Raw genomic sequence first — 26,303 nt, forward strand, 5'->3', positions numbered from 1 at the left:
AAAACCTGGTATCGGCGCGTTTCTCTGTAGGAGCAAGGCTTGCCCGCGATGGCGTCCTGTCAGTCGACATCAATGTTGAATGGGATGCCCTCATCGCGGGCAAGCCTTGCTCCTACAGATGGTCCGTTATCGCAGTTCAGTCAGTGCCGTGGTCAACAGCATCATGTCAGCCGCGGTGGTGGTCAGTCCCGGCGTGATGCGGATACACGGACCACAGGCCGCACCGCTGCGAACCACGGTGAACAGGTTGTAGTCGCGCAGCAAGCGTTCGACCATCGGCTGTTGGTCGGCATGCGCGACAAAGCGCATCGACGTAATGCCGCAATACAGCCTCGGGTCATCCGGCGTCATGACTTCAATGCCCGACAGTTCGCGTGCTGGCTTTACCCAAAGGTTGCGCAAATAGTTCAGCCGCGTCCCCTTGGCTGTCGAACCGCCCATCGCATGATGTTCCTCGATGACCAGCGGCAGGGTCAGCAAGGCAGGAATGTTCGGTGTGCTGTAGGGCGTGCGGGCGCGGATGTCGGTCACCGGGAAGTGCATCTCGCCCATGTCGGGGTCGATGTCGGCCAGGCGCTCGGGGGCGATGAAGATGAAACCCAGGGTCAGAGGCGCTCCGATCCACTTGTGCAGGTTGTAGGCGGCGAAGTCGATACCCAGCTCATTGAGATCGAATTCGAACTGGCCCAACGCGTGGGCGCCGTCGAGAATCACGTCGATGCCATGTTCCCTGGCGGCGGCTGCAATCGCCTGGACGGGCATCACCAGGCCGGTGCGGTGGGTGCCGTGGGTCAGGGCCATCAGCTTGAGTCGCGGGTAACGCGTGAAGGCTTCGCGATAGGTGTTCAGCAGGCTGTCGAAACTGGCGGGATGCGGGTGCTCGATCTCGATCACTTCGACGCCTCGATTGCGCGCCAGCCAGCGCATGGCGCCCTTGACCGTGTCGTACTCGAGGTCGCTGAAAAGAACCTGGTCGCCCGGCTGCAAGCGGTTGTAGTTGCGGATCAACGCTTGCAGCCCGTCCGTCGCATTGCGGGTGAGGGCGACGCTTTCTGCGGCAACGCCAATCAAACCGGCCACCTGCGAACTGATCTTCTGGCTCTCGCCTTGTTCGAAACGCTGGCGCACATAAACCGAGTTGCTGCGGTTGATCAGCTCGATGTTGCGTTGGTATTCCTCGACCACCGTGCGCGACATTCGCCCGAAGTAACCGTTTTCCAGATTGATCGGGCCAGGTTGGACTTCGTAGCGGTCGGCAAAGGTTCGCCAGAAAGCTTCATCACGGGCACGGAGGGTGTTGTCGGGCATGGATTACTCGATGAGTGGGCGATTTCAATGACGGGGCGCGGGTTTGCCATGTTTGGCGCGCAAGGGTTCGAGCAACTCGGACAAGCCGTTGTGATCGATTTCCTGCATCAGGGCCAGCAAGCCACCCAGTTCGCCATGGGGGAAACCTTCCCGGGCGAACCAGTTGAGGTAGGGGCCGGGCAGGTCGGCGATGATTCGCCCCTTGTATTTGCCAAAGGGCATTTGGCGAGTAATCAGCAATTCGAGCTTTTCAGGGTTCATCAATCGGTCGCCTTGAATCAATCAGTCTCGAAAATACAGGCATTCTGCATGCAGGCCAAATGACAGATCATGCAAATAAAACGGGTACAGATTTTCTGTTCTATTCTAACTTATTGAAAATTAACAAATTAACGATCGGTTCCAGGCTGGCATGACCAGTGCAATACCTATTGCATCTTTCATCAACCCGCAAGGAATTGAAAAATGACCGACATGAATAAAGAAGCGATTTCTGTACTCAACGACCTGATTGAAACCAGCAAGGACGGTCAGGAAGGGTTCAAGACTTGCGCTGAAGACATCAAGCACCCTGAGCTCAAAACCCTGTTCGTGCAACGTTCGGCCGACTGTGCCGCGGCGGCTGCAGAACTGCAAAGCGCCGTGCGCTCCATGGGTGGCGATCCGGAAACTTCCACCAGTGTCAGCGGTGATCTGCACCGTCGCTGGGTCGACGTGAAGTCGATGTTCACCGGCAAGGACGAAGAGGCCGTGCTCAATGAAGCCGAGCGTGGTGAAGACCATGCACTGAAGGCCTACAGGGACGCCATGGAAAAAATCAACAAGCACAACCTGGTGGGCATTCGCGACCTCGTAGAGCGTCAGTACCATGGCGTACAACGCAATCACGATCAGGTGAAAGCCCTGCGCAACCAGGCTCGCGCACGCTCGTAAGCGTCCGTTAGCTGTCAAAAACGCCAGCCAGTCTGGCGTTTTTTTGTGTTATGGATTTACTGCTGGACGCGATATAGATAGCTAGCTAATAATTTGTTTTCAAGTTACACGGCTCAGGCCGACTATCGTTCGTTAAATCGTGCTCCCAAGAGTCCATTCCGTGCCTATCACTTTGCAGGCCTTGTTCCTGCCCGACCGCCGCGCCGTGCAATTCGCGATCAAGACCTTGATCGGCGGGGGCGTGGCGTTGTGGCTGGCGTTGCGCTTGGGGCTTGAGCAACCGGCCTGGGCGTTGATGACGGCCTTCATCGTGGCCCAGCCGTTGTCCGGTATGGTGCTGCAAAAGGGCCTGGCGCGGCTGCTGGGGACCCTGGTCGGGACAATAATGTCAGTCGTGTTCATGGGTGTCTTCGCCCAGACGCCCTGGTTGTTCCTGCTGGCCCTGGCGTTGTGGCTAGGGCTGTGTACCGCCAGTTCAACGCTGTTGCGCAGCGCCTGGTCCTATTCATTTGTGTTGGCCGGCTACACGGTGGCGATCATTGCCTTGCCCGCTATCAACCATCCGCTGACGGTGTTCGATCAGGCGGTGGCGCGCTGTACGGAAATCTGCCTGGGGATTATCTGCGCAACGGCCAGCAGTGCCTTGCTCTGGCCGCTGCGGGTCGAACGGCAATTAGCCGATCAGGCCCGGGCTGCCTGGCAAAGCGGTTTCAATGCGGCGCAGGCGACCCTGGCCGGTGATGCCCAGGCGCGCAAGGGGCTGCTGGAAATCCTCGGACGAATCGTCGCGGTGGACGCCCAGCGCGAACATGCCTGGTTCGAAGGCAGCCGTGGTCGGCAACGTGCGCGGGCCATCAGCGGCTTGAGCCAGAAGCTGTTGATGCTGCTGCGTATTGCCCGTTCGGTGCGCAGGCAGTGGAAGCAGTTGGCGCCGCCAGAGTCCGAGCTGTTGTTGCCCTGGATGAACGAGGTTCAGGAGGCGCTGAACAACGCCGATACCGCGACCCTGCAAGCATTGCGCCCGCGCTTGCTCGATGCTTCCCATGATCCGGGCATCAGTTCTGCGCAGAGTTACTGCCTGGTCCGTTTCACCTTGTTGATAGATACCGCCATGGCGGCAAACGCAGCGTTGAAAGTGGTGGAGCAGGGCGGCCAATCACTCGACCCACCGAGAACCCTGACACCACATCGCGATCTGTCTCTGGCCCTGGTCTTCGGCGCCCGCAGCGCACTGGCCTTCCTGGTGGTGTCGTGCTTTTGGCTGGCGACCGCCTGGCCCGCCGCAGCCGGTGCACTGGTATTGACCTGTGTGGTCTGCAGCCTGTTTGCCAGTCGCGAGAACGGTGCGCAGATCGGCATGAGTTTCATGCGCGGCATTTTTCTGGCTATTCCGGCGGCGTTTATCGTCGGGCAAATTCTACTGCCGCAATGGAGCAGTTTCGCGATGCTTTGCCTGGGCATGGGTGTACCGCTGTTTTTTGGTGCCTTGGGCATGGCCAAGGCGCAGATCGGCGCTACTGCCACCTCGTTTTGCCTGCATTTCATCGTATTGGTCGCCCCGTTGAACCAGATGCAGTTCGACGTCGCAACGTTCTTCAACAGCGTGCAGGCCATGGTGATTGGTGTCGGTGCGGCGGTGCTGGCGTTTCACTTGCTGATCCTGCGCAACCCGGCCTGGCATGGCCGACGCCTGCTGGCGGCAACCCTGGACGATCTGGTACGCCTGACACGGCGTAACCTGGCGGGCGCTGAAAGCTGGTTCGGTGGGCGCATGGCCGACCGCTTGCTGCAATTGGCGCGGCACTATCCGGAACTGCCGGAGCCAGCGCGCAGTCGTTGGGACGATGGCTTGCTCGGCCTGGACATCGGCGATGAATTGTTGCACCTGCGCTTGAGCCTGGCGGTGGCGCAGGTGCCGGTCACAGAGCCGCAACGGCGTTATCTCGATGACCTGGAAAATGTCCTGCGCCAAGGTCCCGCTGGCAGTCGCGCCGAGGCATTGGCCGAACCGAGTGCAGCGTTGCTGCAAACCTTGTACGCCTTGCCACCCGGCGATGCGGTGAAACTGGCCCAGGGTGCGGTGCTGCAATTGCAAAACAGCTGGCGCGCCTGGTGCCGCCAGCAGGAGGACATTGATGGGCTTGCGTGAGTGGTCAGTGGGCGGCGTGCTGCTCAGCCCGTTCCTGATTTATGTGGTGTTGGCGCTGCTGGTGACCGGCGCCTTGCGCCTGCTGTTGCGCCTGACGCCGGTGAGCCGCTGGATATGGCATGAAGCGTTATTTGATTGCGCCTTGTACGTCTGCGTATTGACCGTGATCACCGTCGTCCTCGGACCCTTGTAAGGAGTTGAATATGCGTACTTCCGTACGTGTCGCGGTCACCCTGTGCCTGGTGGCGGTGGCAATTTTTGCCGGCTTTCATTTGTGGCAGTACTACATGCTGACACCCTGGACCCGCGACGCGCGCATCCGTGCCGACGTGGTGGTGATTTCCCCGGATGTGTCAGGTTGGGTGCGCGAGCTCAAGGCCTACGACAACCAGCAGGTCAAGGCCGGCGACCTGTTGCTGAGCATTGACCGCGACCGTTTCGAAGCCGCGTTGGAAAAGGCTGAAGCCGTGGTGCAGACCCGCCAGCAACAACTCAATCTACGCGAGCGCGAAGCCAGCCGGCGCGCCAGTCTTGGGCCGCAGGCGATCAGTGCGGAGCTGCGGGAAAACGCGCAGATCAACGCCGGCATCGCCCGTGGCGAACTGCGCGAAGCCCAGGCCGAAGCCAAGGCTGCGCAAATCAATCTGGACCGAAGCCAGGTCCACGCCCCGCGCAACGGGCACATCACCAATCTGCGCCTGGCCCAAGGCAACTATGTGAATGCCGGGCAATCGGTGATGGCCCTTATCGATGACTCGACCTTTTATGTGCAGGCGTATTTCGAAGAAACCAAACTGCCGCGCATCCATGTCGGCGACCCGGTGAAAGTCTGGTTGATGAGCGCCGGGGATGCCTTGCAGGGGCGGGTGGAAAGCATCAGTCGGGGGATTGCCGACCGAAATACCACGCCGGATGGCCAGTTGTTGGCAGAGGTGGAGCCGACATTCAACTGGGTTCGGCTGGCGCAACGGATACCGGTGCGCATCAAGTTGGAGAACGTGCCTGAGGGGCTCAACTTGAGTGCGGGGATGACGGCGAGCGTGCAGGTGCAGGAGGGTTCACACTGATCGTTCCCCACGCTCCGCGTGGGAATGCAGCCCGGGACGCTCTGCGTCCCAAAAAGCCGAACGCGGAGCGTCCGTTGAGGCATTCCCACGCGGAGCGTGGGAACGATCATAACGACACGTCAGCCAATGCTGATCGGCGGCAACTCGGTCAAGGTCACCGACTGTTGCTTGCGCGGTGCGAGGATCTGCGCCTCGCCGTCCACCACCAGCTCATCGCGCTGGTTGAACACGCGAGTGGCAATGCGCACGCGAAACTTCGGCAGTTTCTCGAGGATTTCCAGGCGCACCGTCAGGGTGTCGCCAATCTTCACCGGCTTCTGAAAGCTCATCTGCTGGCCGATGTAGATAGTGCCCGGCCCAGGCAGCTCGCAGGCCACCGCGGCACTGATCAGTGCACCGCTGAACATGCCGTGGGCGATTCGCTCCTTGAACATGGTACTGGCGGCGTATTCGGCGTCCAGGTGCACCGGGTTGTGGTCGCCGGACATCGCGGCGAACAGCTGGATATCGCGCTCTTCAACGGTTTTGCTGAAGCTGGCGGTCTGGCCGACTTCGAGGTCTTCGTAAGGGGTGTTGGTAACCTGGGTCATGTCTCTCGATTCCTGTGACGAATTAAAAAATTCACAAAAAACTATTCGGTTCGGTGTGGTCGTGGACTGCTCAACGCCTGGTTGATCCAGGCCAACACGTCGCTCGTCACTTCATCACGGTTGATGTCATTGAACAGTTCGTGCCGCGCCTGCGGGTAAACGGTCAGTTGCAAGTTCTGGCTGCCAGCCTTGCGCAGCGCGTTGGCCAGATCCTTCAGACGCTTGCCCTCACTCACCGGATCACATTCGCCGCCAATCACCAGCAGCGGCAGGCCCGGATCGATCTGGGCGAGATTGGACGCTTTGCTGATTTGCTGCAACCCGCCGAGCAAGTCGATCCAAAGCTGGTTGGTACAACGAAAGCCGCACAGCGGATCGTTGGCGTACAGGTCGACTTCCACCGGGTCACGGCTGAGCCAGTCGAAGCGGGTGCGCGCCGGTTTGAATTTTTTGTTGAACGAGCCAAACGACAGCCATTCGATCAGGGCGCTGCGGCCCTTGGGGCCCTGGCGCAGGCGTTCGACACGGGCGATTTGCCGGGCTGCACGATAAAGCGCCACCGGCTGGAAGTTCGAACCGCTGAGAATGGCCCCGTGCAGGCTGGCACTGTGATGCAACAGATAGGCCTGGGCGATGTAGCTGCCCATGCTGTGCCCAAGCAGCACGATAGGCACCCCGGGGTGTTGCTGGCCGATGTGCTGGTTGAGGCACGCCAGGTCACCCACCACTTTGGCCCAGCCGTCACTGTCGGCGAAATGGCCGAGCGTCCCGTTTTCGGCAGTTTTGCCATGTCCGCGCAGGTCCGGCGCGTAGACACCGTAACCCTGCTCGCAGAATTTTTCCGCCAGGCGCGCGTAGCGGCCGCTGTGTTCTGCCATGCCGTGAGCCAGCAAAATCACGGCCTTGAGCTCGCCAGCAGGTAGCCACTGGTTGGCGAAGAGGCGGTTGCGGTCACTGGTGGTCAGCCAGAACGTGTCGTGGATCATGGCGATTCCTTTCCATGCAGGGTGCGCGAGGTGGTTGCATTGTATAGCGCATAAAGCCGCTGGCATCAGCCCACGCCACGGCGGGAAGATTCACACGATCAATGACGCCTTGGCCCATATTTGCCTGATTCACCATAGCTGCTAGTGTCCGTGAAGCTCCGCGTTCTGTTGTTGCGAAAAGACAGGGCTGCGGCCCCGGATAGGTTCAGGTAAAGAGGACAAGAACAATGCAACCTGATTTCTGGAATGACAAACGCCCAGCCGGCGTACCCCTGGACATTGATGTCGCTGAATACAAGTCGGTCATCGAGGTGTTCGAACGTTCCTGCAAGAAGTTCGCGGATCGCCCGGCATTCAGCAACATGGGTGTCACCCTGACCTACGCCGAACTGGAACGCTACAGCGCAGCGTTCGCCGGTTACCTGCAAGCCCACACCGACCTGATGCCGGGGGATCGCATCGCGGTGCAGATGCCCAACGTCCTGCAATACCCGATCGCCGTATTCGGCGCCTTGCGCGCCGGGCTGATCGTGGTCAACACCAACCCGCTGTACACCGCGCGGGAGATGCGCCATCAGTTCAAGGACTCCGGTGCCCGGGCACTGGTGTACCTGAACATGTTCGGGGCCAAGGTCCAGGAAGTGCTCCCGGACACCGACATCCAGTACCTGATCGAAGCGAAGATGGGCGACCTGATGCCCACCGCCAAGGGCTGGTTGGTCAATACGCTGGTGAGCAAGGTGAAAAAAATGGTCCCGGCCTATTCCTTGCCCCAGGCCATTTCCTTCAAAAGCGCCTTGCATCAGGGCAAAGGGAAGAGCATCAAGCCGCTGAACGCCGGCCTCAAGGATATTGCCGTGCTGCAATACACCGGCGGTACCACCGGCCTGGCCAAGGGGGCGATGCTGACCCACGGTAACCTGGTGGCGAACATGCAGCAGGCGCGGGCCTGCCTTAGCCAGTTCGCGGCCGACGGCCAGGCGCTGCTGCGCGAAGGCCAGGAGGTGATGATTGCACCGCTGCCGCTGTACCACATCTATGCCTTCACGGCCAATTGCATGTGCATGATGGTGACCGGCAACCACAACGTGCTGATCACCAATCCGCGGGACATTGGCGGCTTCATCAAGGAGCTGAAAAACTGGCGGTTCTCGGCATTGCTGGGGCTCAACACGCTGTTCGTCGCGCTGATGGACCACCCGGATTTCAAGACCCTCGACTTCTCCAGCCTGAAACTCACCAACTCCGGCGGCACCGCACTGGTCAAGGCCACGGCCGAGCGCTGGGAGCAGTTGACCGGTTGCCGCATCACCGAAGGTTACGGCCTGACCGAAACCTCGCCGGTGGCCTGCACCAACCCGTACGGCGACCAGTCGCGCATCGGCACGGTCGGCCTGCCCGTGCCGGGCACCACGTTGAAGGTGATCAACGACGATGGGGTCGAGCAGCCATTGGGCGAGCGGGGCGAGTTGTGCATCAAGGGCCCGCAGATCATGAAGGGCTACTGGCAGAAACCCGAAGCGACCAACGAAGTGCTGGATGCCGAGGGCTGGTTCAAGTCGGGTGACATTGCGGTGATCGACCCGGACGGCTTTGTGCGCATCGTCGATCGCAAGAAGGACATGATCATCGTCTCGGGTTTCAACGTGTACCCGAACGAAATCGAAGACGTGGTCATGGCTCACCCGAAAGTCGCCAACTGCGCGGTGATCGGTGTGCCGGACGAGCGTTCGGGCGAGGCGGTGAAGTTGTTCGTGGTGGCTCGTGAGGCAGGGGTCAGCCTTGAAGAGCTGAAGGCCTACTGCAAGGAAAACTTCACGGCATACAAAGTGCCCAAGCACATCGTCTTGCGTGAATCGCTGCCGATGACGCCGGTCGGCAAGATTCTGCGGCGGGAGTTGCGGGATATCGCATAACCGCCAATAAATTGAGGCGATCCCAAAAGATCGCAGCCTTCGGCAGCTCCTACAATGGAACGCGATCCCTGTAGGAGCTGCCGAAGGCTGCGATCTTTTGCTTTGATACCCCGATTTACGGGGCTTTCAGCGACATATAGGTTTTTTGCTCTAAAATGACCGATTAGCAATCTTGAGTCACGATTGTGACCGTAGAGGCCGATTTTGGCTCTAGTCGACCCTTTTTAAAGCTGCTACTCTCGGCGCGCTTTGTGACTTCTCGGCCTAGTAAAAGCCAGACTCACCTATAGACAAACACCAATAATAATCGCATCAAATGCGGTGTTGAATTCGCGTTGCTGAGGAGTGGGCTTCCATGATCGAAGACTTTTGGAAGGATAAGTACCCAGCTGGAATTGCTGCCAACATCAATCCAGACGAGTACCCGAATATTCAGGCAGTGTTGAAGCAGTCCTGCCAACGCTTCGCCAACAAACCGGCATTCAGCAACCTGGGCAGGACAATCACCTACGGTGAGCTGTACGAATTGTCCGGTGCCTTTGCCGCTTACCTGCAACAGCATACCGATTTACAGCCGGGCGATCGAATCGCCGTGCAACTGCCTAACGTGTTGCAGTACCCGGTTGCCGTCTTCGGCGCCATCCGAGCCGGCTTGATCGTGGTCAACACCAACCCGCTGTACACCGCGCGGGAGATGGAGCACCAGTTCAACGACTCCGGTGCCAAAGCCCTGGTTTGCCTGGCCAACATGGCGCACCTGGCTGAAACCGTCGTGCCGAAAACCGGGGTCAAGCATGTAATCGTCACAGAAGTGGCGGACCTGCTGCCACCGCTCAAGCGCCTGCTGATCAACAGCGTGATCAAGTATGTGAAGAAGATGGTGCCGGCCTATCACTTGCCCAAAGCCGTCAAGTTCAACGATGTGCTGAGCAAGGGCCATGGCCAGCCCGTGACCGAAGCCAGCCCGGCCAGCAGCGATGTCGCGGTGCTGCAATACACCGGCGGCACCACTGGCGTCGCCAAGGGCGCGATGCTGACCCACCGCAACCTGGTGGCGAACATGCTGCAGTGCAAGGCGTTGATGGGCTCCAACCTTAATGAAGGCTGCGAGATCCTGATCACGCCGCTGCCGCTGTACCACATCTATGCCTTCACCTTTCATTGCATGGCGATGATGCTGATCGGCAACCACAACATCCTGATCAGCAACCCGCGCGACCTGCCGGCGATGGTCAAGGAACTGTCGAAGTGGAAGTTCAGCGGTTTCGTCGGCCTCAACACCTTGTTCGTGGCCCTGTGCAACAACGAAGGCTTCCGCAAGCTGGATTTTTCGGCGCTGAAAGTCACTCTGTCCGGCGGCATGGCCCTGCAACTGGCGGCGGCCGAGCGCTGGAAAGCAGTCACCGGTTGCGCCATCTGCGAAGGTTACGGCATGACCGAAACCAGCCCTGTGGCCACGGTCAACCCGATCCAGAACATCCAGATCGGCACCATCGGCATTCCGGTGCCGTCGACCCTGTGCAAAATCGTCAATGATGCCGGTGTCGAACAGCCATTGGGCGAAATCGGTGAGTTGTGCGTGAAAGGCCCGCAAGTCATGAAGGGCTACTGGCAGCGCCAGGAAGCCACCGATGAAATCCTCGACAGCGAAGGCTGGTTGAAAACCGGCGACATCGCGCTGATCCAGGCGGATGGCTACATGCGCATTGTCGATCGCAAGAAAGACATGATCCTGGTGTCCGGCTTCAACGTGTACCCGAACGAGCTCGAAGACGTGCTGGCGACCCTGCCGGGCGTGCTGCAATGCGCGGCCATCGGTGTACCGGACGAGAAATCGGGCGAGGCGATCAAGATATTCATCGTCGCCAAGCCGGGCGTGACCCTGACCAAGGAGCAGGTGATGGAGCACATGCGCGCCAACGTCACCGGCTACAAGGTTCCAAAAGCGGTGGAGTTCCGCGATGCGCTGCCGACCACCAACGTCGGCAAGATCCTGCGTCGTGAACTGCGTGATGAAGAGTTGAAGAAGATCAACGCGAAGAAAACCGCCGCGTAATCAAACAAAAAGCCCCGCAGATGCGGGGCTTTTTGTTTGTATTCTGATCGTTCCCACGCAGAGCGTGGGAACGATCAAGCAAGAGGGGCGTTATTGGCGGAACGGCGCGAAATTAACGTTGGTGCCCGCCGGGCGCATGTCCTGCAGGAACGAGTCCTTGTCGGCGCTCAGTTCCAGGCTCAGGGCCGCCTTGCGCTTGCCTTCGTTGCGTACCACCAGGCCTTCGAGTTTTTCGCGCAGGAACACCGTCGGCACTTTCAGGTGCAGCAGTTCGTCGGTGTCTGGCGTGTGCATCAGCAGGTGAATCCACTCGTACTGGCCAACAGCCAGGCGCGACACCGGAATGTCGAACCACCAGATGTTGCGGTTGCGGTTCAGTTCGGTGAAGTGGCAATTGTTGACGCCAAGCACAGCACCGCCGAGTTCCTGATTTCTGCGGGCAATGGCCTGCTTTTTATCGAGTTTCATAACATTCCTACAAAATTGGATCTTCAGCGCCAGGGCCTGAATACGTTGCGCATTCTCGGGGGTTGGCCGGTAAACATAAAGCCCAACCTGCTCGGATCGATGAAATGTCGCGATAAAAATAAATGAAACTCCGTGCAAACGCCTCCGGTCAACCTTCTGTAACCACTTTATTCATCAATATGTTCGGGAGAAATACCATGAGCAGCACAGGCGATAAAGTTAAAGGCATGGCCAATGAAGCCGCTGGTAACGTCAAGCAAGGCGTTGGCAAGGCTACCGGCAACGACAAGATGCGCGCCGAAGGCGTTGTGCAGGAAAAGAAAGGCGAAGCTCAGCAAGCCGTGGGCAAAGCCAAGGACGCTGTCAAAAAAGGCGTCGACAAGGCCTGATTCGGCCTGATTGGCAAACGCGACGGCCATCCACGGATGGCCGTTTTTGTGTCAGCCTGAACTTGAGCACGGAAATCGTTTCAAAGTCGCCAAGTAAACTGCTTTGATGTAGAAAACAGCCCCTGAGTCGCCACGACTTCAACCCTATCTTGATTGCGGCGAATGGAGACGCTAATGATTTTTCCAGACATGAGAGGCCTGCCTATCCACCGTGTGATGATGCGCACGGTCACCGAGTTCGTCGATGACGAGATGTCGACCTATGCCTCGGCGCTGGCCTATCAGATGCTGTTTTCGTTGTTTCCTTTCATCCTGTTCCTGATTGCCCTGATCGGCTTCCTGCATCTGCCAGACTTTTTTTCCTGGTTGCGCCTGCAATCGGAGCTGGTGTTGCCACCCCAGGCGCTCGAGCAAGTGAACCCGGTGATCGACCAGCTCCAGCAATCCAAGGGGGGACTGCTGTCGGTGGGTATCGTGATTGCCCTGTGGACCGCGTCGGCCGGCGTGCGCTTGATGATGAGCGCGATGAATGCCGCCTACGATGTGGTTGAAGGCCGGCCGGCGTGGAAGCGCTTTCCGCTGTCGATCATCTACACCGTCGGCATCGCCGGTATGCTGCTTATCGCTGCCGCCCTGATGGTGCTAGGGCCGCAGGTGATGAGCTGGATCGCATCGCAAGTTGGTCTTGAGTACTTCATTGTCACGCTGTGGAGCATCGTGCGCTGGCCGATGATCGTGATTTTGTTGATGGTTGCCGTCGCTTTGATCTACTACGTCATGCCCGACGTCAAACAGGAGTTCCGCTTCATCACGCCAGGTTCGGTGCTGTCAGTGGTGGTTTGGATCATCGCGTCCCTGGGCTTTGGTTTGTACGTCAAGGAATTCGCCAACTACAACGCCATGTATGGCAGTATCGGTGCGATCATCGTGCTGTTGCTGTACTTCTACATTTCCGCCGCAGTGTTGCTGCTGGGAGCGGAAATGAATGCGGTGATCGAGCACATGTCGCGAGAGGGCAAAGACCCTGGCGAGAAGGTTCCCGGCGAGCATGGACCCGTCCATGAGGAAAAACACCACGTGTCGGGACTGGGCCGGGATCATTCAAAACCCAAACCGACCATTGACGAAACCTGACCATGATCCGTGAAATCCTGAAAATGGGCGATGAACGCCTGCTGCGCATCGCCCCGCAAGTGCCGGCCGAGATGTTCGACAGCCCCGAATTGTGGCAACTGATCGACGACATGTTCCAGACCATGGAAAGCGTCGGCGGGGTAGGCCTGGCCGCACCGCAGATCGGAGTCGACCTGCAGCTGGTGATCTTCGGGTTTGAGCACAGCGAACGTTACCCGGACGCCGAAGCGGTGCCGCAGACCATTCTGATCAATCCGCTGATCACGCCGCTGAGCCCGACGATGGAAGAAGGTTTCGAAGGGTGCCTGTCGGTGCCTGGCCTGCGCGGCGCGGTGGATCGATATCAATACATCCGCTACGAAGGGTTCGACCCCAAGGGCGAGCCGATCGTGCGTATCGCTTCAGGGTTTCACGCGCGGGTGGTGCAGCATGAGTGCGATCACCTGATCGGTCGGTTGTACCCGTCGCGCATCAGCGATTTCAGCAAGTTCGGGTTTACCGAGGTGATGTTCCCGGACCTTGATCCCAACGCAGACGACTGACTGTTACGGCTCCAGGCCCATGGCAATCATCGGCTTGCTGCGCGCGTAGCGACTCAGGCGCTCGACCATGGCGTAGGGCATTGGCGGATCGAAGGCAAAGCCACGACGTTGGTAAAAATCACGCAAGTCCGGATGACAGAACAGCCATACCGGGCTTTCAATGTTTTGGGTGGCGGCGGCGATCAATGCCGCGGCGACACCCTGTCCGCGACAGGCCGGGTCGACAAACAGCCCGGTCAACCAATGCCCGCCGGACACCGGCCGCAAACACAGCGCCGCGACGATCCCGTCGCGCCGCGCAACCCACAATTGTGCGTCGCGGACCGCCTTCATCGACGATTGGTGGGCGCGATAAAACTTGTTCATCAGCGGCCATGACGGCTCGTCGAGACGGGTGTACTGGGTGTCGGGCATGGTCTGGGACTGTCGGTGCGCAAAGCGGATGATTATAAAAGAACACGCCGCCGAAGATAGGTGTATACCTGATCTCACATCCCCAGTCAGTGGAGTACGCATCATGTCCAAAGGTATGGATTCGAAGAAAGCAGCGAAGAAAAAACCGCTGAAAACCGCCATCGAAAAGCGCACCGAAAAGAAAGCCAAGAAGGTAGGCGTGTTCGGTCACTGAGCCGGCGTTGATGGCCGCTCCCATGCAACATGGGAGCGGTCCTTATGAAAAAATCTGCAAAAATTGCCCCTTTGAATCGTCTGAGAGAAGTCTGCATGGAGCTCAAGACCAACGCGACGCTGATCATCATCGACCAACAGAAAGGCATCCTGCATCCCAAACTCGGTCGGCGGAACAATCCCCAGGCCGAGGAGCGCATGCTGCAACTGCTCGGCCATTGGCGCCGTAGCGCTCGGCCGGTGATTCACGTGCAACATTTGTCCCGTTCAGAGGATTCAGTGTTCTGGCCTGGGCAGACCGGGGTGGAGTTTCAGACGCGGTTTCTGCCTGCTCCTGGCGAACGACACGTTCAAAAACAGGTACCGGACGCGTTTTGTTCGACGGGGCTGGAAGCCGTTTTGCGCGAGGCGGGGATCGAGCAACTGGTTATCGTTGGCGTGGCGACTCACAACTCGGTGGAGTCCACGGCGCGCACGGCAGGCAATCTGGGGTTTGAGACCTGGGTCGTGGAGGATGGCTGCTTTACCTTCGACAAGGCCGATTTTTTCGGCAATGCCCATTCAGCCGAAGAGGTTCATGCGATGTCGCTGGGGAACTTGCACGGCGAGTACGCCACCGTCACCAGCACCGCACATATCCTGAACAACGACTGATTCTACGTAGGAGCCAGGCTTGCCGGCGAACCAGGCAGCGCGGTGTGTCAGCCTGCCGCTTTCTGCAAAGCGTCGACCCGACAAGCCAGCCCTACAGATCAGCCGATCAAGCGCCGTGGCACTTCTTGAACTTCTTGCCGTTGCCGCATGGGCAAGGATCGTTGCGGCCGACGTCTTTCAAGGCGTTGCGCACCGGTTCCTGGTGGGCGTGGCCGCAGTTCGGGCCGTGAACATGGCCATGGTCGTGATCATGCTGGTGATGGTCATGATCGTGGTTGCAGTCTGGGCCATGAACATGGGGTTGCTGGGTCATCGAGGTTGCTCCGGAATTAGATCGGCGGGGATTATCACGCCATTACGCGCCAGGTGCACGTAGTGAGCGATGAATAAACCGGTTTCCATCTCACCTTCAAGACGATAGGGAATGGCCTGCTCGGAGTTTTTCAGTTGTTTGACCAGGTCCCTGACCTTAGGCCACAGGTTGGTGCGGATCGGCACCTTGTAAAAACGACTGCTCTTGGGGTTTACGGTGATCCAGTGCTCGTGCTCGCCCTCGGCCAGCAGGATGTCGCCCAAGTGGATGCGGTACTCCAGGCCGCGCACGGTCAGCTCGCTGTCATTGCGGTTGTCGATGCGAAAATGCAGGACGAACCGCTGCTCCAACAGCTTGGCCCGCACGACTTCGACCCTGACCAGATGCACCTCGGGGGCTGGCTCATCGTTACTGAACCAGGACGCGCAGCCGCCGAGCCCCAGGCAAAGAGCCAGTATGAGCAGAATGCGTGCGAGTTGCTGGGTGATCATGGTCGTTTTTCTCTCCCTAGAACCCCAGTCTAGCCGCTAAAAGATCGCAGCCTTCGGCAGCTCCTACAGGGTGTACGTCAATTCGACGTAGGAGCTGCCGCAGGCTGCGATCTTTTGACCTTGTATCAGCTACCGAAATACCCCGAACAGCACTTCTTGAACTTGTGCCCGCTCGCGCAAGGGCAGGCGTCGTTGCGCCCGATGTCCAGTTGCACGGTAGGGTCGATGAAGTACCAGCGTCCGGCATTCTGTACAAACGATGAGCGTTCACGATGGCTGTGCTCGCCGCTGCCGTCGTGCCAGCGTGCGGTGAACGTGACGAAGGCATGCTCCGGCTGGCCGCCGAGCACTTCGGAGCTTTCGACTTCAAGGCCCAGCCAGGTGCTCTGGGCACTCCAGTCAGTAATCGATTGGCGATCGAGCCCGCTTTGCTGGGCGGGCAGGGTGGTGGCCACCAGGTAATCGATCAGGCCCAGCACGTAGGCGCTGTAGCGCGAGCGCATCAGGGCTTCGGCGCAGGGTGCCGGATGTCCGGCATGGTAATGGCCGCAGCAGGCGTCTAGCAGGGTGCCGCTGCCGCAAGGGCAAATGGATGTACTCATTGCGTTACCACCAGTATTTCCCAAAGTTTTCCGGATTGGCCCAGAACCGCGAGTTGAGCCAGTCGGGTACTTGTTTGTAGTCAAGCAGATCATAAGTGAACAGCGTCAGCACCTGCTCGTCACGCTGGAAGCGTTCGCTGGCTTGCAGTGCCAGGGAGAAAAAATCGGTTTCCTGCCAGCCGCTCGCGGGCAAGTCGGCCAGCACCGCGATGCGGCTGGCATTGAGGTTGCGAATGCCACCGAGCAGGTTCAGCCCATCTCGCTTGGGCAGGTGTTCGAGGCAGTCGACCACCAGCGCGAGGTCAAAGCGGCGCGCCGCCAGCTCGGCAGGCAGCGGTCCGGGCGCCGTATGCGCCACGCTGCTGTCCGGATGCGCAAGCTTGAAGGCCTCAAGCGCGGGGAATTCGCTGGCGCCAATCAACAACAGGCGCGCAGGGGCATAACGGTCCAGCAAAGCAGCCAGCGCCTGCTGCGGCGTGCGTGAAGAAATACCTGCATTCATTGAAGATCCTCAATCAGATTTGCCAAGACTAGCCTGCCCGCTTGTTCGATCCTAGAGCGGCTTTGCGTGAAAAGTCACGATCCCCTGTGAACACGAGATAAAACTGCCATGGCCTATTGCTGGCGGAGATTAAAACTCCGGTCTTTACTCCCTGAATCGGTTCTAAGCCGATCCTTCAGGAGAAAACTAGATGAGCATAGTTCGGACAGCATTACCCCTGGTTCTGCTAACCAGTGTGTTGACTGGTTGCGCAGGTTTGCAGAAAACCGACTGGCCGACCTGTGCCGCGGTCGGTGGTGTCGTAGGTGCGGGTCTCGGCGCGACCGAGAGTTCATCATGGGCCGGTTATGGCGCGTTGGTAGTCGGTGCTACGGCGGCAGCCTATTGCTGGGTTCACGGTGATGGTGACGAAGATGGCGATGGTGTGCTCGATAGCCGCGACAAGTGCCCGGGCACGCCACGGGGCGTGAAGGTCGATGCCGATGGTTGCCCACCACCAGCGCCTGCTCCAGTGGTTGAAGAGGTCGTGGTCGTCAAGGAAGAAACCATCGTCATCCGCGATGTCAACTTCCAGTTCGACTCGGCCAAGCTGACAGCCGCCGATAAAGAGAAGCTCAACACCATCGCCACTCGCCTGAAACAGGAAGCAGCCAGCGCCCAACTGACCGTGACCGGTCACACCGACAGCGTGGGCAGCGATGCCTACAACCAGAAACTGTCGGACCGCCGCGCGCATTCGGTGGTGGAATACCTGATCGAAAGTGGTGTGCCTCGCAGTAGCTTCGTATCGGTCTCCGGGGCCGGGGAAAGCCAGCCGGTTGCCGACAACAAAACTGCTGACGGTCGCGCGATGAACCGTCGCACGGAAATCAAAATCAACCGCTAGAGCCCTCGCATCCACGGCTTGTGCAGTCGTGGATGCGGGTCTTTACTCCTGTGTAACCGGCATCGGCCGGTGGCACAGGAGCTTTCAAAAATGAGCAATTTCACAAGGACCGTCTTGCCGGTTCTGCTGCTTGGCAGCCTGTTGACCGGTTGCGCTACTCACAGCGATGGCACCGCCCCCCTCAATCAACGTACCTGGCCGATCTGCAGCCTCATCGGCGGACTCGTCGGTGGAGGTCTGGGCGCTATCCAAAGTAGCGGTTGGGCGGCCGGTGGAGCGGCGCTCGGGATCTTGAGCGGTGGTTTGATCTGTTATGCCCAGGATGGCGACGAAGACGATGATGGCGTATTCGACCGTCGCGATCGCTGCCCCGACACGCCCGCCAATACCCCTGTGGAACATCATGGCTGCCCGCTGCCGCAATACCCGGCCAGCGTGAAGGCTGAACCTATGCAAGCCGAAGTCATTACCCTGAGCGATGCCGACGATGTGCTGTTTGCCTTCAATAGCGCTGACTTGACCCCCAGCATGCAAAGCAAGCTGGATTCGGTGATGGGTAAACTGCAGGACCCCAGCGTCGCGAGCATCAAGGTGGTCGGGCATACCGACAGCGTTGGGTCGGATGAATACAACCAGGAACTGTCGCAAAAACGTGCCAGCAGCGTCGCCGAGTATCTGCTCAGCCAGCACGTTGCGCCCAATAAAGTCACCAGCGAAGGCAAGGGCGAGAGCGAGCCCGTTGCCGATAATGATACCGAAGAAGGACGCGCGCAAAACCGCCGCGTGGAGTTGCACCTCAATCGCTGAACCGCGCAATAGAGCCGTCGGGCGATGATTTACGTCGTTCCGTCGGCCATTTGCCATCTTCGTCCGGAATTTTCGCTTGCCCTCTGGCTTATCCCGCGTGGTAGCCGTTACTGTGCGAGCAAATAATAATTCTGATCGGGGGTGCGTATGAACGTGATATGGGGGCTGGGGAAGCTGTTGACCCTGGTGTTCTGGCTGGTGGTGCTGCTCAATCTGCTCACGCCGTTCATCTATCCGCTGCACCCGTTGGTCAACCTGGCCGGCTGCCTGCTGGCGGGGCTTCATCTGCTGGAGGCGCTGTTCTGCTACCGCAGCCTCAGGGGCCGCGCCCACCCTTGGCTCGATCGCTTGAAAGTGCTCTTTTTCGGCGTTTTCCACCTGCAAACCATCCCGGCTCCCATCCCGTCTAAGGCTTCCCATGCGTAAATTCTGTCTGCTCGCCGCCCTCATCAGCCCATTGGCTTGCGCCCAGGTGGTGAGTGTCGAAACCAACTCGCTGATGCGCCTGCCCAACACTGCCAGCACCTTGCAACTGGAACGCCTGGAAGTGGCCGACTACGGCACCTTGCTGATTCCCTCGAACGTGACCGAAGTCAGCGTCGGTGAACTGCGCCTGGGCCGTGACGCGCGGATTACCATTGTCCCTGGTGAGCAGGCGCTGGAGTTGAAGGTCAACCGAGCCGAGCTGTCCGAGGGCAGCCAGATCACCGCGCGCGGCGCACCGGGGACTTACCAGAAGGCTGCCCGCTCCGGGCGCAACCTGAACTTGCAGATCAAGGCACTGACGGCACCGCAACTGCTGGTGGATGGTCGCGGTGGCGCGGGCGCACCAGGATTCGTCGGCCTCGACGGGGCCAACGGCCAGGCACCAGGTTGCGCCTGGGGCCAGGCGGGTCGCGGTGCCGACGGCAGCGATGGCAGCAATGGCCAGGCCGGTGCGCCTGGCGCGGCGGTCAGGCTGGCGGTGCCTCGCGATTACCCCGCAGACAAGATCAAGGTTCAAGTGGCCGGCGGTGCCGGTGGCGTGGCCGGGCCAGGTGGTAAGCCGGGGGCGGGCGGTAAAGCCAAGGGTTGCCTGGTCTACAAGGCCGATGGCGGCAAGAGTGGCAAGCCTGGCCTGGACGGGCAACCGGGAGAGGAGGGGGCTGCAGGTTCGGTGACGGTGCAGCGGTTGTAACCCCCATCCCCCAGACCGATCGTTCCCACGCAGAGCGTGGGACCGATCACAACGTCGGCCGAACCGCCGCAATCGCCACCAACACCAGACCTACAATCAGATTGATCCCCACCAACCGGCGAATCCTCCCCAGCACCGCAGCTCCCGCCGGCCAATCCTGGGTTGTCACCGCGGCGCGCAACTCCGGCAACATCAACGCCTGGATCCGTATGAACAGCGCGGTCATCACCACATACAACCCCATCATCACCTGCACGTAACGCGGCGCGGCTTCAAATCCTGTGTATTGCAGATGAATCATGCCCACGCCGCTGATCGGCAACAACAGTACCGCGACCCAGACCCAGCGGAAAAAACCCTGAAACACTTCTAGCCACAGCTTCAACCGGGCAGGGCCCTCCAACGCCTTCAAGGCCGCGGGGCGCAAGACCATCCAGGCGAAAAACATGCCGCCGACCCAGACCAGGGCCGCCAGTACATGCAGGCTATATATGAGGCTAAAAGGTGTCATCGGGTTACTCCGTTCTGCGCGGGATTCATTAGCGGGGTATGATAGCGGCCGAACCGAACTACTGAAAATTTATCCAGCGTTTTTTGCGCCCGACAATTCATGATCAGCACTGAACTCAAAACCACGATCCAGGGCGCCTATTCGCGTTTTCTCGAAGCGAAGAGCCTCAAGCCGCGTTACGGCCAACGCCTGATGATCGCCGAAATCGCCAAGGTCCTCGGTGACATCGACACCGACGACGAAGGCCGGCGCAGTGGCGACCCCGCGATTGTCGCGGTGGAAGCCGGCACCGGTACCGGCAAGACCGTGGCCTACAGCCTGGCGGCCATCCCCACGGCCAAGGCGGCCGGAAAGCGCCTGGTGATTGCCACGGCCACCGTCGCCTTGCAAGAGCAGATCGTCTACAAGGATCTGCCCGACCTGATGCGCAACAGCGGGTTGAATTTCAGTTTTGCGCTGGCCAAGGGGCGTGGGCGCTACATGTGCCTGTCCAAGCTCGACATGTTGCTCCAGGAAGGTCACGCACAAACCGCCACTGCCCAGTTGTTCGAGGAAGAAGGTTTCAAGATCGAGGTCGATGAGGCCAGTCAGAAGCTGTTTACCAGCATGATCGAGAAACTCGCCGGCAATAAGTGGGACGGTGACCGCGACAGCTGGTCCACTGCCCTGGAGGACGCCGACTGGGCGCGCCTGACCACCGATCACAGCCAGTGCACCAACCGCCATTGCCCGAACTTCGGCCAGTGCGCCTTCTACAAGGCCCGCGAAGGCATGGGCAAGGTCGATGTGATTGTCACCAACCACGACATGGTCCTGGCAGACCTGGCACTCGGTGGCGGTGCCGTGCTGCCCGATCCACGCGACACCATCTATGTGTTCGACGAAGGCCATCACCTGCCGGACAAGGCCATCGGTCATTTCGCCCACTACACGCGCCTGCGCTCCACCGCCGATTGGCTGGAAACCACCGCCAAGAACCTCACCAAGCTGCTGGCCCAGCATCCCTTGCCGGGTGACCTGGGCAAACTGATCGAGCAAGTGCCAGAGCTGGCGCGGGAGATCAAGACGCAGCAGCAGTTCATGTTCACCGCCTGCGAACAGGCTGCCGATTTCAAGCCCGGCGAAGACGTCGAAGGCCGCGAACGCCCGCGTCACCGTTTCGTCGGCGGGGTGATTCCCGAGCACATGCGCGAAATGGGCATCGAACTGAAGAAAGGCTTTGCGCGCCTGACTGATTTGTTCACCCGCCTCACTGAATTGCTCAAGGAAGGCATGGACGGCGAGGTCAATATCGGCATCGCCAGTAACCAGGCCGAGGAGTGGTATCCGCTGTTCGGCAGCCTGTTGTCCCGTTCTTCGGGCAACTGGGAGTTGTGGGTCGCGTTCACCGCTGAAGACCCCGAAGACAACCCGCCCATGGCGCGCTGGCTGACCTTGTCGGAAAGCGGCTCGCTGTTCGATATCGAGGTCAACGCCAGTCCCATCCTGGCGGCGGAAATGCTCCGGCGCAACCTGTGGAACGTGGCCTATGGTGCGCTCGTAACCTCCGCGACCTTGACTGCCCTGGGCACCTTCGACCGCTTTCGCATGCGCGCCGGCCTGCCGAAAAAGGCCGTGACCGCCGTGGTGCCGAGCCCGTTCCATCACGCCGACGCCGGCGTGTTGCGGGTGCCGAACCTGAACGCCGATCCGCGGGATGCAGCGGCCCATACCGCGGCGATCATCCGCGATCTGCCGGAACTGGTCGAAGGCTCAAGGGGCACGCTGGTACTGTTTTCCTCGCGCAAGCAGATGCAGGACGTGTTCGATGGCCTGGATCGCGACTGGCGCAAGCAAGTGTTCATTCAAGGCAACCTGTCGAAGCAGGAAACCCTGAACAAGCACAAGGCGCGGGTCGATGGCGGGGATTCGAGCGTGTTGTTCGGCCTGGCGAGTTTCGCCGAAGGGGTCGACTTGCCGGGCGCGTACTGCGAGCACGTGGTGATCGCGAAGATTCCATTCTCGGTACCGGATGACCCGGTGGAAGCGGCATTGGCCGAATGGATCGAGGCCCGTGGTGGCAATCCATTCATGGAAATCTCGGTTCCCGATGCCTCGCTGAAACTGGTCCAGGCCTGCGGCCGCCTGCTGCGCACCGAAGAGGACCGCGGCACCATCACCTTGCTCGATCGGCGCCTGGTCACCCAGCGCTATGGCAAGGCGATCCTCAATGCGTTACCTCCCTTCCGACGTGAAATTTCCTGATAAACCGGTGGGCAGTTTTGCCCACCGCGCTGTCTATCTCTCTACCATCGCTTTTCCATTGGCCCATCCGGGTCGCTAGGGAGAATATCGTTCTCATGATTCGCCGTTATGTGCGTCGCTCGCTACCTGCCGTTCTTGCCCTGTTCGCAACGCCCTTGTTGGCCGCACCCGCAGGCCAACAGACGCTGTTCAACTTTGTGCGCCCCGCCGATGTAGTCCAGGTGGCGACCCAGGACGCCAGCCTGCCGCAATCCAACGCCGAACAAACCGCCGAGGGTGAAGTGCTGCGTCGGGTGACGTTCAACCCGGTAGCCCGGCCGACCCTGCGCCTGTCTCCGCAGAGTGGGGCATGGGACTGGTCGCAGTCGGGCGTGATGAGCTTGCGGATCCAGAGCGCGATGAACTGGGCCGTGACCCTCTACGTGACCATCCAGAGCAACGACGGCAAGACTTTGGTCAGTCGCGTCGATCTTCCAGCCGGCCCAGCGCAGACCCTGCTGGTGCCATTGCAGCCGACTTCGCCGCTCAGCCAAGGCATGAAGGCGGGGCCACCGATGCCGATGACGGTCGACGGCCAGCGCGTCCTGCTGGCCAGCAGTGCCGGTGAACTGGACCGTAGCCAGGTAGTGTCGGTCAGCCTGTCCATGGATCAGCCGAAAGTTGCCCAAAGCATCCTGCTGGAGCGTTTTGGGGTGCAGGACGGCGAAGGGGTGACCCAAACGGTCTATGGCGCGTTGGTGGACACTTATGGCCAATCGACCCGGGCCAAATGGCCAGAAAAAATCAGCAGCGACGAACAACTGAAAAGCGTCGCCGCCAAGGAGCAACAGCAGCTGAAAACCTGGCTGGCTGAGCGCGAAAAGTCTTCCCTGGACAAGTTCGGCGGGTGGACCAACGGGCCGACGTTCAAGGCCAGCGGCTTTTTTCGCACAGAAAAACGCGACGGCCGCTGGTACCTGGTGACGCCACAAGGTCACCCGTTCTACTCGCTGGGGGTCAATGCCGTTACGGCGGACGTCAACCAGACCTACGTCGCCGGTCGTGAATGGATGTTCGAATCCCTGCCCAAGGCTGACGAGCCGCTGGCCAGTCACTACGGTGAAGGTGATAACCGCGGTGGTAATGGTGTGGATCAGGGCCGCGGCTTCAATTTTGGCCAGTGGTACGACTTCTACGGCGCCAATCTGCAGCGTCTGTATGGCGACCCCTGTGCATTGGGTAGCAATAACAAAGCCGGAGTCGCTGAGGCGGCCAAGGCTGACGCGGTAGAGGCAACGGCCGAGAAGGCTGCCGAGCCCACCGTCGCGCCATCAACCGCCGAATCCGGTGTCGCCGAAGCCGCCAAGGCCGGCGCCGTCGATGCGACGGTGGCGAAAGCCGCGGAGCCGACACCTGTCGAGCCGTGCAAGGCGACGTTTGATGAACGACGCTGGACCGCTCACACCCTCGATCGCCTGCAAGCCTGGGGCTTCAACACCCTCGGCAACTGGAGCGCCTCGAGCCTGGGTGACGCGGAACGCGTTCCCTACACCTTGCCGCTGTCGATCGTCGGCGATTACGCCAGCATCAGCACCGGCAGCGACTGGTGGGGCGGGATGCCCGACCCGTTCGACCCGCGTTTCGCCATGGCGACCGAGCGCGCCGTGGCCATTGCCGCCCGCGATCACCGTGACGATCCATGGCTGATCGGTTACTTCGCCGATAACGAACTGGCCTGGGCCGGTCCCGGCGACGACCCGAAAGCCCGTTACGCGCTGGCGTACGCCACCTTGAAAATGACCACCGACGTGCCGGCCAAGCGCGCGTTCCTCAAGCAGTTGCGCGACAAATACCGCAACCAGGCGGGCTTGTCGAAAGCCTGGGGTATCGATCTGCCGGCCTGGGAACTGATGGAAGACCCAGGCTTCGTACCGCCGTTGCCAAGCGCCGAGCACCCGGAAATCGAGGCTGACTTCAAATATTTCCAGAAGGTTTTCGCCGACACCTACTTCAAGACCATTTCCGATTCCCTCAAGTGGCACGCGCCCAACCAGTTGCTGCTCGGTGGCCGGTTCGCCATCAGCACCCCGGAAGCCGTGGAGTCCTGTGCGCAGTATTGCGACGTCCTGAGCTTCAACATGTACACCTTGCAACCGCAGGATGGTTACGACTTCGCTCAACTGCGCAGCCTCGACAAGCCGGTGTTGATCACCGAATTCAACTTTGGCTCAACCGATCGCGGCCCGTTCTGGGGCGGCGTGACGCAATTGGCGAAGGAAGAAGACCGTGGCCCGGCCTACGCGAATTTCCTGAAACAGGCGCTGAACGAACCGTCGATTGTGGGGTTGCACTGGTTTCAATACCTTGACCAACCCGTGACCGGGCGCCTGCTGGATGGCGAAAATGGTCACTTTGGCTTGGTAGGCGTTACCGATCTGCCATTCCAGGGCTTTGTCGACAGTGTGCGCAAGAGCAACCTGTCGGCGCTTGATCAGTTGGGCAAAGAGGCCCGGAAGGCTGCAGCTGAGGTCGACAAAGCCAGCCACGACGCCGAGGGCGGGCGCAAGGCCGAAGCCGGGAAAGGCCCGGGGAAGGGCGCTGGTGGGCATTCCGGCAAAGGTCATTGAGTCCGATCCCTGTGGGAGCGAGCCTGCTCGCGAAGGCGCCTGAACAGACACTCCAAATGTCCAGTCATTTTTGCGAGTGATTGACCGCCCAGCCCGCACCTGTTCCCAAAACCCTCAAGGGCTGGAACAATGCGGGCCACTTTTACAGAACGTTCTTCGGGGAGTCGCGGGTGCAGATTCAGGGTCATTACGAGCTTAAGTTCGAGGCAGTGCGCGAAGCGTTCGCGGCGTTGTTCGACGATCCTCAGGAACGTGGCGCCGCGTTGTGCATCCAGATCGGCGGCGAAACCGTCGTCGACCTGTGGTCCGGCACCGCCGACAAGGACGGGGCCGAAGCCTGGCACAGCGACACTATTGCCAACCTGTTCTCCTGCACCAAGACCTTCACCGCCGTCACCGCCCTGCAGCTGGTGGCTGAAGGCAAGCTGCAACTGGATGCCCCGGTGGCTCGCTACTGGCCGGAATTCGCCGCCGCAGGCAAAGAATCGGTCACCTTGCGCCAGCTGCTTTGCCATCAGGCCGGGCTGCCGGCGTTGCGCGAGCTGCTTGCTCCCGAAGCGCTGTACGACTGGCCAACCATGGTCGAGGCGCTGGCCGCCGAAACGCCCTGGTGGACGCCAGGCGAAGGTCACGGTTATGCGGCCATCACTTATGGCTGGCTGGTCGGAGAACTGTTGCGCCGTGCGGATGGTCGTGGTCCCGGTGAGTCCATCGTGGCGCGGGTTGCCAAGCCTTTGGGCCTGGATTTTCACGTCGGTCTGGCCGATGAAGAGTTCTATCGCGTGGCGCACATTGCCCGCGGCAAGGGCAATGTCGGCGATGCGGCGGCCCAGCGCCTGCTGCAAGTGACCATGCGTGAGCCAGCGGCCATGACCACCCGCGCTTTCACCAATCCGCCGTCGGTTCTGACCAGTACCAACAAGCCGGAGTGGCGACGCATGCAGCAGCCGGCGGCCAATGGCCACGGCAATGCCCGTAGCCTGGCCGGGTTTTACACCGGGTTGCTCGATGGCAGCCTGCTCGAAGGCGAGTTGCTCGATGAACTGACCCGCGAGCACAGCCTCGGCGAGGACAAGACCTTATTGACTCGAACGCGCTTTGGCCTGGGCTGCATGCTCGATCAACCGGATGTGCCCAATGCCACCTTCGGACTGGGCGCGAGAGCGTTCGGGCATCCGGGTGCTGGCGGCTCCGTTGGTTTCGCTGACCCCGAGCATGATGTGGCGTTCGGTTTTGTGACAAATACCCTGGGGCCGTACGTCTTGATGGATCCGCGCGCGCAAAAGCTTGTGCGGGTACTGGCCACTTGTCTGTAAATCACGCTCAACGGTTCCGGAGCTGGAAC

At 60.1% G+C, this 26,303-nt stretch carries 28 protein-coding genes; 17 read left to right on the forward strand and 11 right to left on the reverse strand.

Annotated elements, in window-relative coordinates; genetic code table 11:
• Positions 1-126: 126 nt before the first annotated feature.
• Positions 127-1,308, reverse strand: a complete 1,182-nt coding sequence (locus tag HGP31_RS06575) for an aminotransferase class V-fold PLP-dependent enzyme (protein WP_168757344.1) — start codon at positions 1,306-1,308, stop codon at positions 127-129.
• A gap of 24 nt (positions 1,309-1,332) precedes the next feature.
• Complete coding sequence (locus HGP31_RS06580) at positions 1,333-1,569, reverse strand: DUF3820 family protein (protein WP_008056784.1); 237 nt, start codon at positions 1,567-1,569, stop codon at positions 1,333-1,335.
• A gap of 204 nt (positions 1,570-1,773) precedes the next feature.
• Here HGP31_RS06580 and HGP31_RS06585 point away from each other — a divergent pair, with 204 nt between their 5' ends.
• The 4 genes from HGP31_RS06585 (at position 1,774) to HGP31_RS06600 (ending at position 5,457) form a co-directional block, all read left to right on the forward strand.
• The gene (locus tag HGP31_RS06585) at positions 1,774-2,241 is read left to right on the forward strand and encodes a ferritin-like domain-containing protein (RefSeq protein ID WP_020797028.1); all 468 of its coding nucleotides are present in this window, start codon (positions 1,774-1,776) and stop codon (positions 2,239-2,241) included.
• Between the two features lie 160 nt (positions 2,242-2,401).
• Positions 2,402-4,390: an FUSC family protein gene (locus HGP31_RS06590; protein WP_168757345.1), complete on the forward strand. Its 1,989-nt coding sequence runs from the start codon at positions 2,402-2,404 to the stop codon at positions 4,388-4,390.
• Positions 4,377-4,583 carry a DUF1656 domain-containing protein gene (locus HGP31_RS06595; protein WP_020797026.1) on the forward strand — a complete coding sequence of 69 codons (207 nt, stop codon included), beginning with the start codon at positions 4,377-4,379 and terminating at the stop codon, positions 4,581-4,583. Before HGP31_RS06590 ends, HGP31_RS06595 begins: the two co-directional genes overlap by 14 nt.
• 10 nt (positions 4,584-4,593) lie before the next feature.
• Positions 4,594-5,457 (forward strand): efflux RND transporter periplasmic adaptor subunit, encoded by an 864-nt coding sequence (locus HGP31_RS06600; RefSeq protein WP_168757346.1) that lies wholly within the window; start codon positions 4,594-4,596, stop codon positions 5,455-5,457.
• A gap of 119 nt (positions 5,458-5,576) precedes the next feature.
• On the opposite strand, the gene HGP31_RS06605 is transcribed toward HGP31_RS06600, so the two are convergent.
• Both HGP31_RS06605 and HGP31_RS06610 read right to left on the reverse strand, forming a co-directional pair.
• Positions 5,577-6,047, reverse strand: a complete 471-nt coding sequence (locus HGP31_RS06605) for a MaoC family dehydratase (RefSeq protein ID WP_008056792.1) — start codon at positions 6,045-6,047, stop codon at positions 5,577-5,579.
• A 41-nt stretch (positions 6,048-6,088) separates the two neighbouring features.
• Positions 6,089-7,033, reverse strand: coding sequence for an alpha/beta hydrolase (locus HGP31_RS06610; RefSeq protein WP_020797024.1), 945 nt, complete (start codon positions 7,031-7,033; stop codon positions 6,089-6,091).
• Positions 7,034-7,260: 227 nt separating this feature from the next.
• On the opposite strand from HGP31_RS06610, the gene fadD2 reads away from it, so the two are divergent.
• A complete protein-coding gene (gene fadD2, locus HGP31_RS06615) occupies positions 7,261-8,949 on the forward strand; it encodes a long-chain-fatty-acid--CoA ligase FadD2 (protein WP_168757347.1) in 1,689 nt (562 codons plus the stop codon).
• 355 nt (positions 8,950-9,304) lie between these two features.
• Positions 9,305-11,005, forward strand: a complete 1,701-nt coding sequence (gene fadD1, locus HGP31_RS06620) for a long-chain-fatty-acid--CoA ligase FadD1 (RefSeq protein ID WP_020798092.1) — start codon at positions 9,305-9,307, stop codon at positions 11,003-11,005.
• Between the two features lie 90 nt (positions 11,006-11,095).
• Here the strand turns inward: fadD1 and HGP31_RS06625 are convergent, their stop codons facing one another.
• The gene (locus HGP31_RS06625; RefSeq protein WP_008019269.1) at positions 11,096-11,473 is read right to left on the reverse strand and encodes a hypothetical protein; all 378 of its coding nucleotides are present in this window, start codon (positions 11,471-11,473) and stop codon (positions 11,096-11,098) included.
• 197 nt (positions 11,474-11,670) lie between these two features.
• Between HGP31_RS06625 and HGP31_RS06630 the strand changes: the two genes are divergently transcribed.
• The 3 genes from HGP31_RS06630 to def all read left to right on the forward strand — a co-directional run bounded on the left by HGP31_RS06630 (position 11,671) and on the right by def (position 13,538).
• Positions 11,671-11,862: a CsbD family protein gene (locus HGP31_RS06630; protein ID WP_020798093.1), complete on the forward strand. Its 192-nt coding sequence runs from the start codon at positions 11,671-11,673 to the stop codon at positions 11,860-11,862.
• A 174-nt stretch (positions 11,863-12,036) separates the two neighbouring features.
• Positions 12,037-12,996 carry a YihY/virulence factor BrkB family protein gene (locus HGP31_RS06635; RefSeq protein WP_020798094.1) on the forward strand — a complete coding sequence of 320 codons (960 nt, stop codon included), beginning with the start codon at positions 12,037-12,039 and terminating at the stop codon, positions 12,994-12,996.
• Positions 12,997-12,998: 2 nt separating this feature from the next.
• A complete protein-coding gene (gene def / locus HGP31_RS06640) occupies positions 12,999-13,538 on the forward strand; it encodes a peptide deformylase (protein WP_168757348.1) in 540 nt (179 codons plus the stop codon).
• Positions 13,539-13,541: 3 nt separating this feature from the next.
• Here the strand turns inward: def and HGP31_RS06645 are convergent, their stop codons facing one another.
• The gene (locus HGP31_RS06645; RefSeq protein ID WP_020798096.1) at positions 13,542-13,952 is read right to left on the reverse strand and encodes a GNAT family N-acetyltransferase; all 411 of its coding nucleotides are present in this window, start codon (positions 13,950-13,952) and stop codon (positions 13,542-13,544) included.
• 309 nt (positions 13,953-14,261) lie between these two features.
• Between HGP31_RS06645 and HGP31_RS06650 the strand changes: the two genes are divergently transcribed.
• Entirely contained in the window at positions 14,262-14,819 is a 558-nt protein-coding gene (locus tag HGP31_RS06650) for a cysteine hydrolase family protein (RefSeq protein ID WP_168757349.1), read from the forward strand.
• Between the two features lie 106 nt (positions 14,820-14,925).
• Here HGP31_RS06650 and HGP31_RS06655 read toward each other — a convergent pair whose 3' ends face one another.
• The 4 genes from HGP31_RS06655 to HGP31_RS06670 form a co-directional block, all read right to left on the reverse strand.
• Positions 14,926-15,132 carry an SEC-C metal-binding domain-containing protein gene (locus tag HGP31_RS06655; protein WP_008056806.1) on the reverse strand — a complete coding sequence of 69 codons (207 nt, stop codon included), beginning with the start codon at positions 15,130-15,132 and terminating at the stop codon, positions 14,926-14,928.
• Positions 15,129-15,623, reverse strand: coding sequence for an LEA/WHy family protein (locus HGP31_RS06660; RefSeq protein ID WP_168757350.1), 495 nt, complete (start codon positions 15,621-15,623; stop codon positions 15,129-15,131). Before HGP31_RS06660 ends, HGP31_RS06655 begins: the two co-directional genes overlap by 4 nt.
• A gap of 125 nt (positions 15,624-15,748) precedes the next feature.
• Positions 15,749-16,225, reverse strand: a complete 477-nt coding sequence (locus tag HGP31_RS06665; protein ID WP_008056808.1) for a YchJ family protein — start codon at positions 16,223-16,225, stop codon at positions 15,749-15,751.
• Positions 16,226-16,229: 4 nt separating this feature from the next.
• Positions 16,230-16,727 (reverse strand): DUF6231 family protein, encoded by a 498-nt coding sequence (locus HGP31_RS06670; protein WP_020798100.1) that lies wholly within the window; start codon positions 16,725-16,727, stop codon positions 16,230-16,232.
• A gap of 190 nt (positions 16,728-16,917) precedes the next feature.
• Here HGP31_RS06670 and HGP31_RS06675 point away from each other — a divergent pair, with 190 nt between their 5' ends.
• The 4 genes from HGP31_RS06675 to HGP31_RS06690 all read left to right on the forward strand — a co-directional run bounded on the left by HGP31_RS06675 (position 16,918) and on the right by HGP31_RS06690 (position 19,597).
• Complete coding sequence (locus HGP31_RS06675; RefSeq protein ID WP_020798101.1) at positions 16,918-17,613, forward strand: PA1041 family peptidoglycan-binding anchor lipoprotein; 696 nt, start codon at positions 16,918-16,920, stop codon at positions 17,611-17,613.
• 90 nt (positions 17,614-17,703) lie between these two features.
• The gene (locus tag HGP31_RS06680; protein ID WP_168757351.1) at positions 17,704-18,420 is read left to right on the forward strand and encodes a PA1041 family peptidoglycan-binding anchor lipoprotein; all 717 of its coding nucleotides are present in this window, start codon (positions 17,704-17,706) and stop codon (positions 18,418-18,420) included.
• Between the two features lie 147 nt (positions 18,421-18,567).
• Positions 18,568-18,846, forward strand: a complete 279-nt coding sequence (locus HGP31_RS06685) for a DUF1145 domain-containing protein (protein ID WP_020798103.1) — start codon at positions 18,568-18,570, stop codon at positions 18,844-18,846.
• Positions 18,839-19,597 carry a collagen-like triple helix repeat-containing protein gene (locus HGP31_RS06690; RefSeq protein WP_020798104.1) on the forward strand — a complete coding sequence of 253 codons (759 nt, stop codon included), beginning with the start codon at positions 18,839-18,841 and terminating at the stop codon, positions 19,595-19,597. The genes HGP31_RS06685 and HGP31_RS06690 overlap by 8 nt, the downstream gene beginning before the upstream one ends.
• 46 nt (positions 19,598-19,643) lie before the next feature.
• On the opposite strand, the gene HGP31_RS06695 is transcribed toward HGP31_RS06690, so the two are convergent.
• The gene (locus HGP31_RS06695) at positions 19,644-20,108 is read right to left on the reverse strand and encodes a CopD family protein (RefSeq protein WP_033043209.1); all 465 of its coding nucleotides are present in this window, start codon (positions 20,106-20,108) and stop codon (positions 19,644-19,646) included.
• A 99-nt stretch (positions 20,109-20,207) separates the two neighbouring features.
• Between HGP31_RS06695 and dinG the strand changes: the two genes are divergently transcribed.
• The 3 genes from dinG to HGP31_RS06710 all read left to right on the forward strand — a co-directional run bounded on the left by dinG (position 20,208) and on the right by HGP31_RS06710 (position 26,274).
• Complete coding sequence (dinG, locus tag HGP31_RS06700; protein ID WP_008056816.1) at positions 20,208-22,352, forward strand: ATP-dependent DNA helicase DinG; 2,145 nt, start codon at positions 20,208-20,210, stop codon at positions 22,350-22,352.
• A 95-nt stretch (positions 22,353-22,447) separates the two neighbouring features.
• Entirely contained in the window at positions 22,448-24,958 is a 2,511-nt protein-coding gene (locus HGP31_RS06705) for a beta-galactosidase (protein ID WP_168757352.1), read from the forward strand.
• A 170-nt stretch (positions 24,959-25,128) separates the two neighbouring features.
• A complete protein-coding gene (locus HGP31_RS06710) occupies positions 25,129-26,274 on the forward strand; it encodes a serine hydrolase domain-containing protein (RefSeq protein ID WP_020798109.1) in 1,146 nt (381 codons plus the stop codon).
• Positions 26,275-26,303 lie beyond the last annotated feature (29 nt).

Origin of the sequence: Pseudomonas umsongensis, assembly GCF_012647205.1 — a bacterium.
GTDB lineage: Bacteria > Pseudomonadota > Gammaproteobacteria > Pseudomonadales > Pseudomonadaceae > Aquipseudomonas > Aquipseudomonas umsongensis.

Bases quoted from the DNA above. Each gene is read 5' to 3' on its own strand.
- HGP31_RS06580 (WP_008056784.1), bottom strand. From the start codon at position 1,569: ATGAACCCTGAAAAGCTCGAATTGCTGATTACTCGCCAAATGCCCTTT.
- fadD2 (WP_168757347.1), top strand. From the start codon at position 7,261: ATGCAACCTGATTTCTGGAATGACAAACGCCCAGCCGGCGTACCCCTG.
- HGP31_RS06595 (WP_020797026.1), top strand. From the start codon at position 4,377: ATGGGCTTGCGTGAGTGGTCAGTGGGCGGCGTGCTGCTCAGCCCGTTC.
- HGP31_RS06665 (WP_008056808.1), bottom strand. From the start codon at position 16,225: ATGAGTACATCCATTTGCCCTTGCGGCAGCGGCACCCTGCTAGACGCC.
- HGP31_RS06695 (WP_033043209.1), bottom strand. From the start codon at position 20,108: ATGACACCTTTTAGCCTCATATATAGCCTGCATGTACTGGCGGCCCTG.
- HGP31_RS06655 (WP_008056806.1), bottom strand. From the start codon at position 15,132: ATGACCCAGCAACCCCATGTTCATGGCCCAGACTGCAACCACGATCAT.
- HGP31_RS06650 (WP_168757349.1), top strand. From the start codon at position 14,262: ATGGAGCTCAAGACCAACGCGACGCTGATCATCATCGACCAACAGAAA.
- HGP31_RS06635 (WP_020798094.1), top strand. From the start codon at position 12,037: ATGATTTTTCCAGACATGAGAGGCCTGCCTATCCACCGTGTGATGATG.
- HGP31_RS06670 (WP_020798100.1), bottom strand. From the start codon at position 16,727: ATGAATGCAGGTATTTCTTCACGCACGCCGCAGCAGGCGCTGGCTGCT.
- HGP31_RS06600 (WP_168757346.1), top strand. From the start codon at position 4,594: ATGCGTACTTCCGTACGTGTCGCGGTCACCCTGTGCCTGGTGGCGGTG.
- HGP31_RS06645 (WP_020798096.1), bottom strand. From the start codon at position 13,952: ATGCCCGACACCCAGTACACCCGTCTCGACGAGCCGTCATGGCCGCTG.
- HGP31_RS06575 (WP_168757344.1), bottom strand. From the start codon at position 1,308: ATGCCCGACAACACCCTCCGTGCCCGTGATGAAGCTTTCTGGCGAACC.
- HGP31_RS06605 (WP_008056792.1), bottom strand. From the start codon at position 6,047: ATGACCCAGGTTACCAACACCCCTTACGAAGACCTCGAAGTCGGCCAG.
- fadD1 (WP_020798092.1), top strand. From the start codon at position 9,305: ATGATCGAAGACTTTTGGAAGGATAAGTACCCAGCTGGAATTGCTGCC.
- HGP31_RS06685 (WP_020798103.1), top strand. From the start codon at position 18,568: ATGAACGTGATATGGGGGCTGGGGAAGCTGTTGACCCTGGTGTTCTGG.
- HGP31_RS06680 (WP_168757351.1), top strand. From the start codon at position 17,704: ATGAGCAATTTCACAAGGACCGTCTTGCCGGTTCTGCTGCTTGGCAGC.
- def (WP_168757348.1), top strand. From the start codon at position 12,999: ATGATCCGTGAAATCCTGAAAATGGGCGATGAACGCCTGCTGCGCATC.
- HGP31_RS06675 (WP_020798101.1), top strand. From the start codon at position 16,918: ATGAGCATAGTTCGGACAGCATTACCCCTGGTTCTGCTAACCAGTGTG.
- HGP31_RS06660 (WP_168757350.1), bottom strand. From the start codon at position 15,623: ATGATCACCCAGCAACTCGCACGCATTCTGCTCATACTGGCTCTTTGC.
- HGP31_RS06705 (WP_168757352.1), top strand. From the start codon at position 22,448: ATGATTCGCCGTTATGTGCGTCGCTCGCTACCTGCCGTTCTTGCCCTG.
- HGP31_RS06690 (WP_020798104.1), top strand. From the start codon at position 18,839: ATGCGTAAATTCTGTCTGCTCGCCGCCCTCATCAGCCCATTGGCTTGC.
- HGP31_RS06585 (WP_020797028.1), top strand. From the start codon at position 1,774: ATGACCGACATGAATAAAGAAGCGATTTCTGTACTCAACGACCTGATT.
- HGP31_RS06630 (WP_020798093.1), top strand. From the start codon at position 11,671: ATGAGCAGCACAGGCGATAAAGTTAAAGGCATGGCCAATGAAGCCGCT.
- HGP31_RS06625 (WP_008019269.1), bottom strand. From the start codon at position 11,473: ATGAAACTCGATAAAAAGCAGGCCATTGCCCGCAGAAATCAGGAACTC.
- dinG (WP_008056816.1), top strand. From the start codon at position 20,208: ATGATCAGCACTGAACTCAAAACCACGATCCAGGGCGCCTATTCGCGT.
- HGP31_RS06610 (WP_020797024.1), bottom strand. From the start codon at position 7,033: ATGATCCACGACACGTTCTGGCTGACCACCAGTGACCGCAACCGCCTC.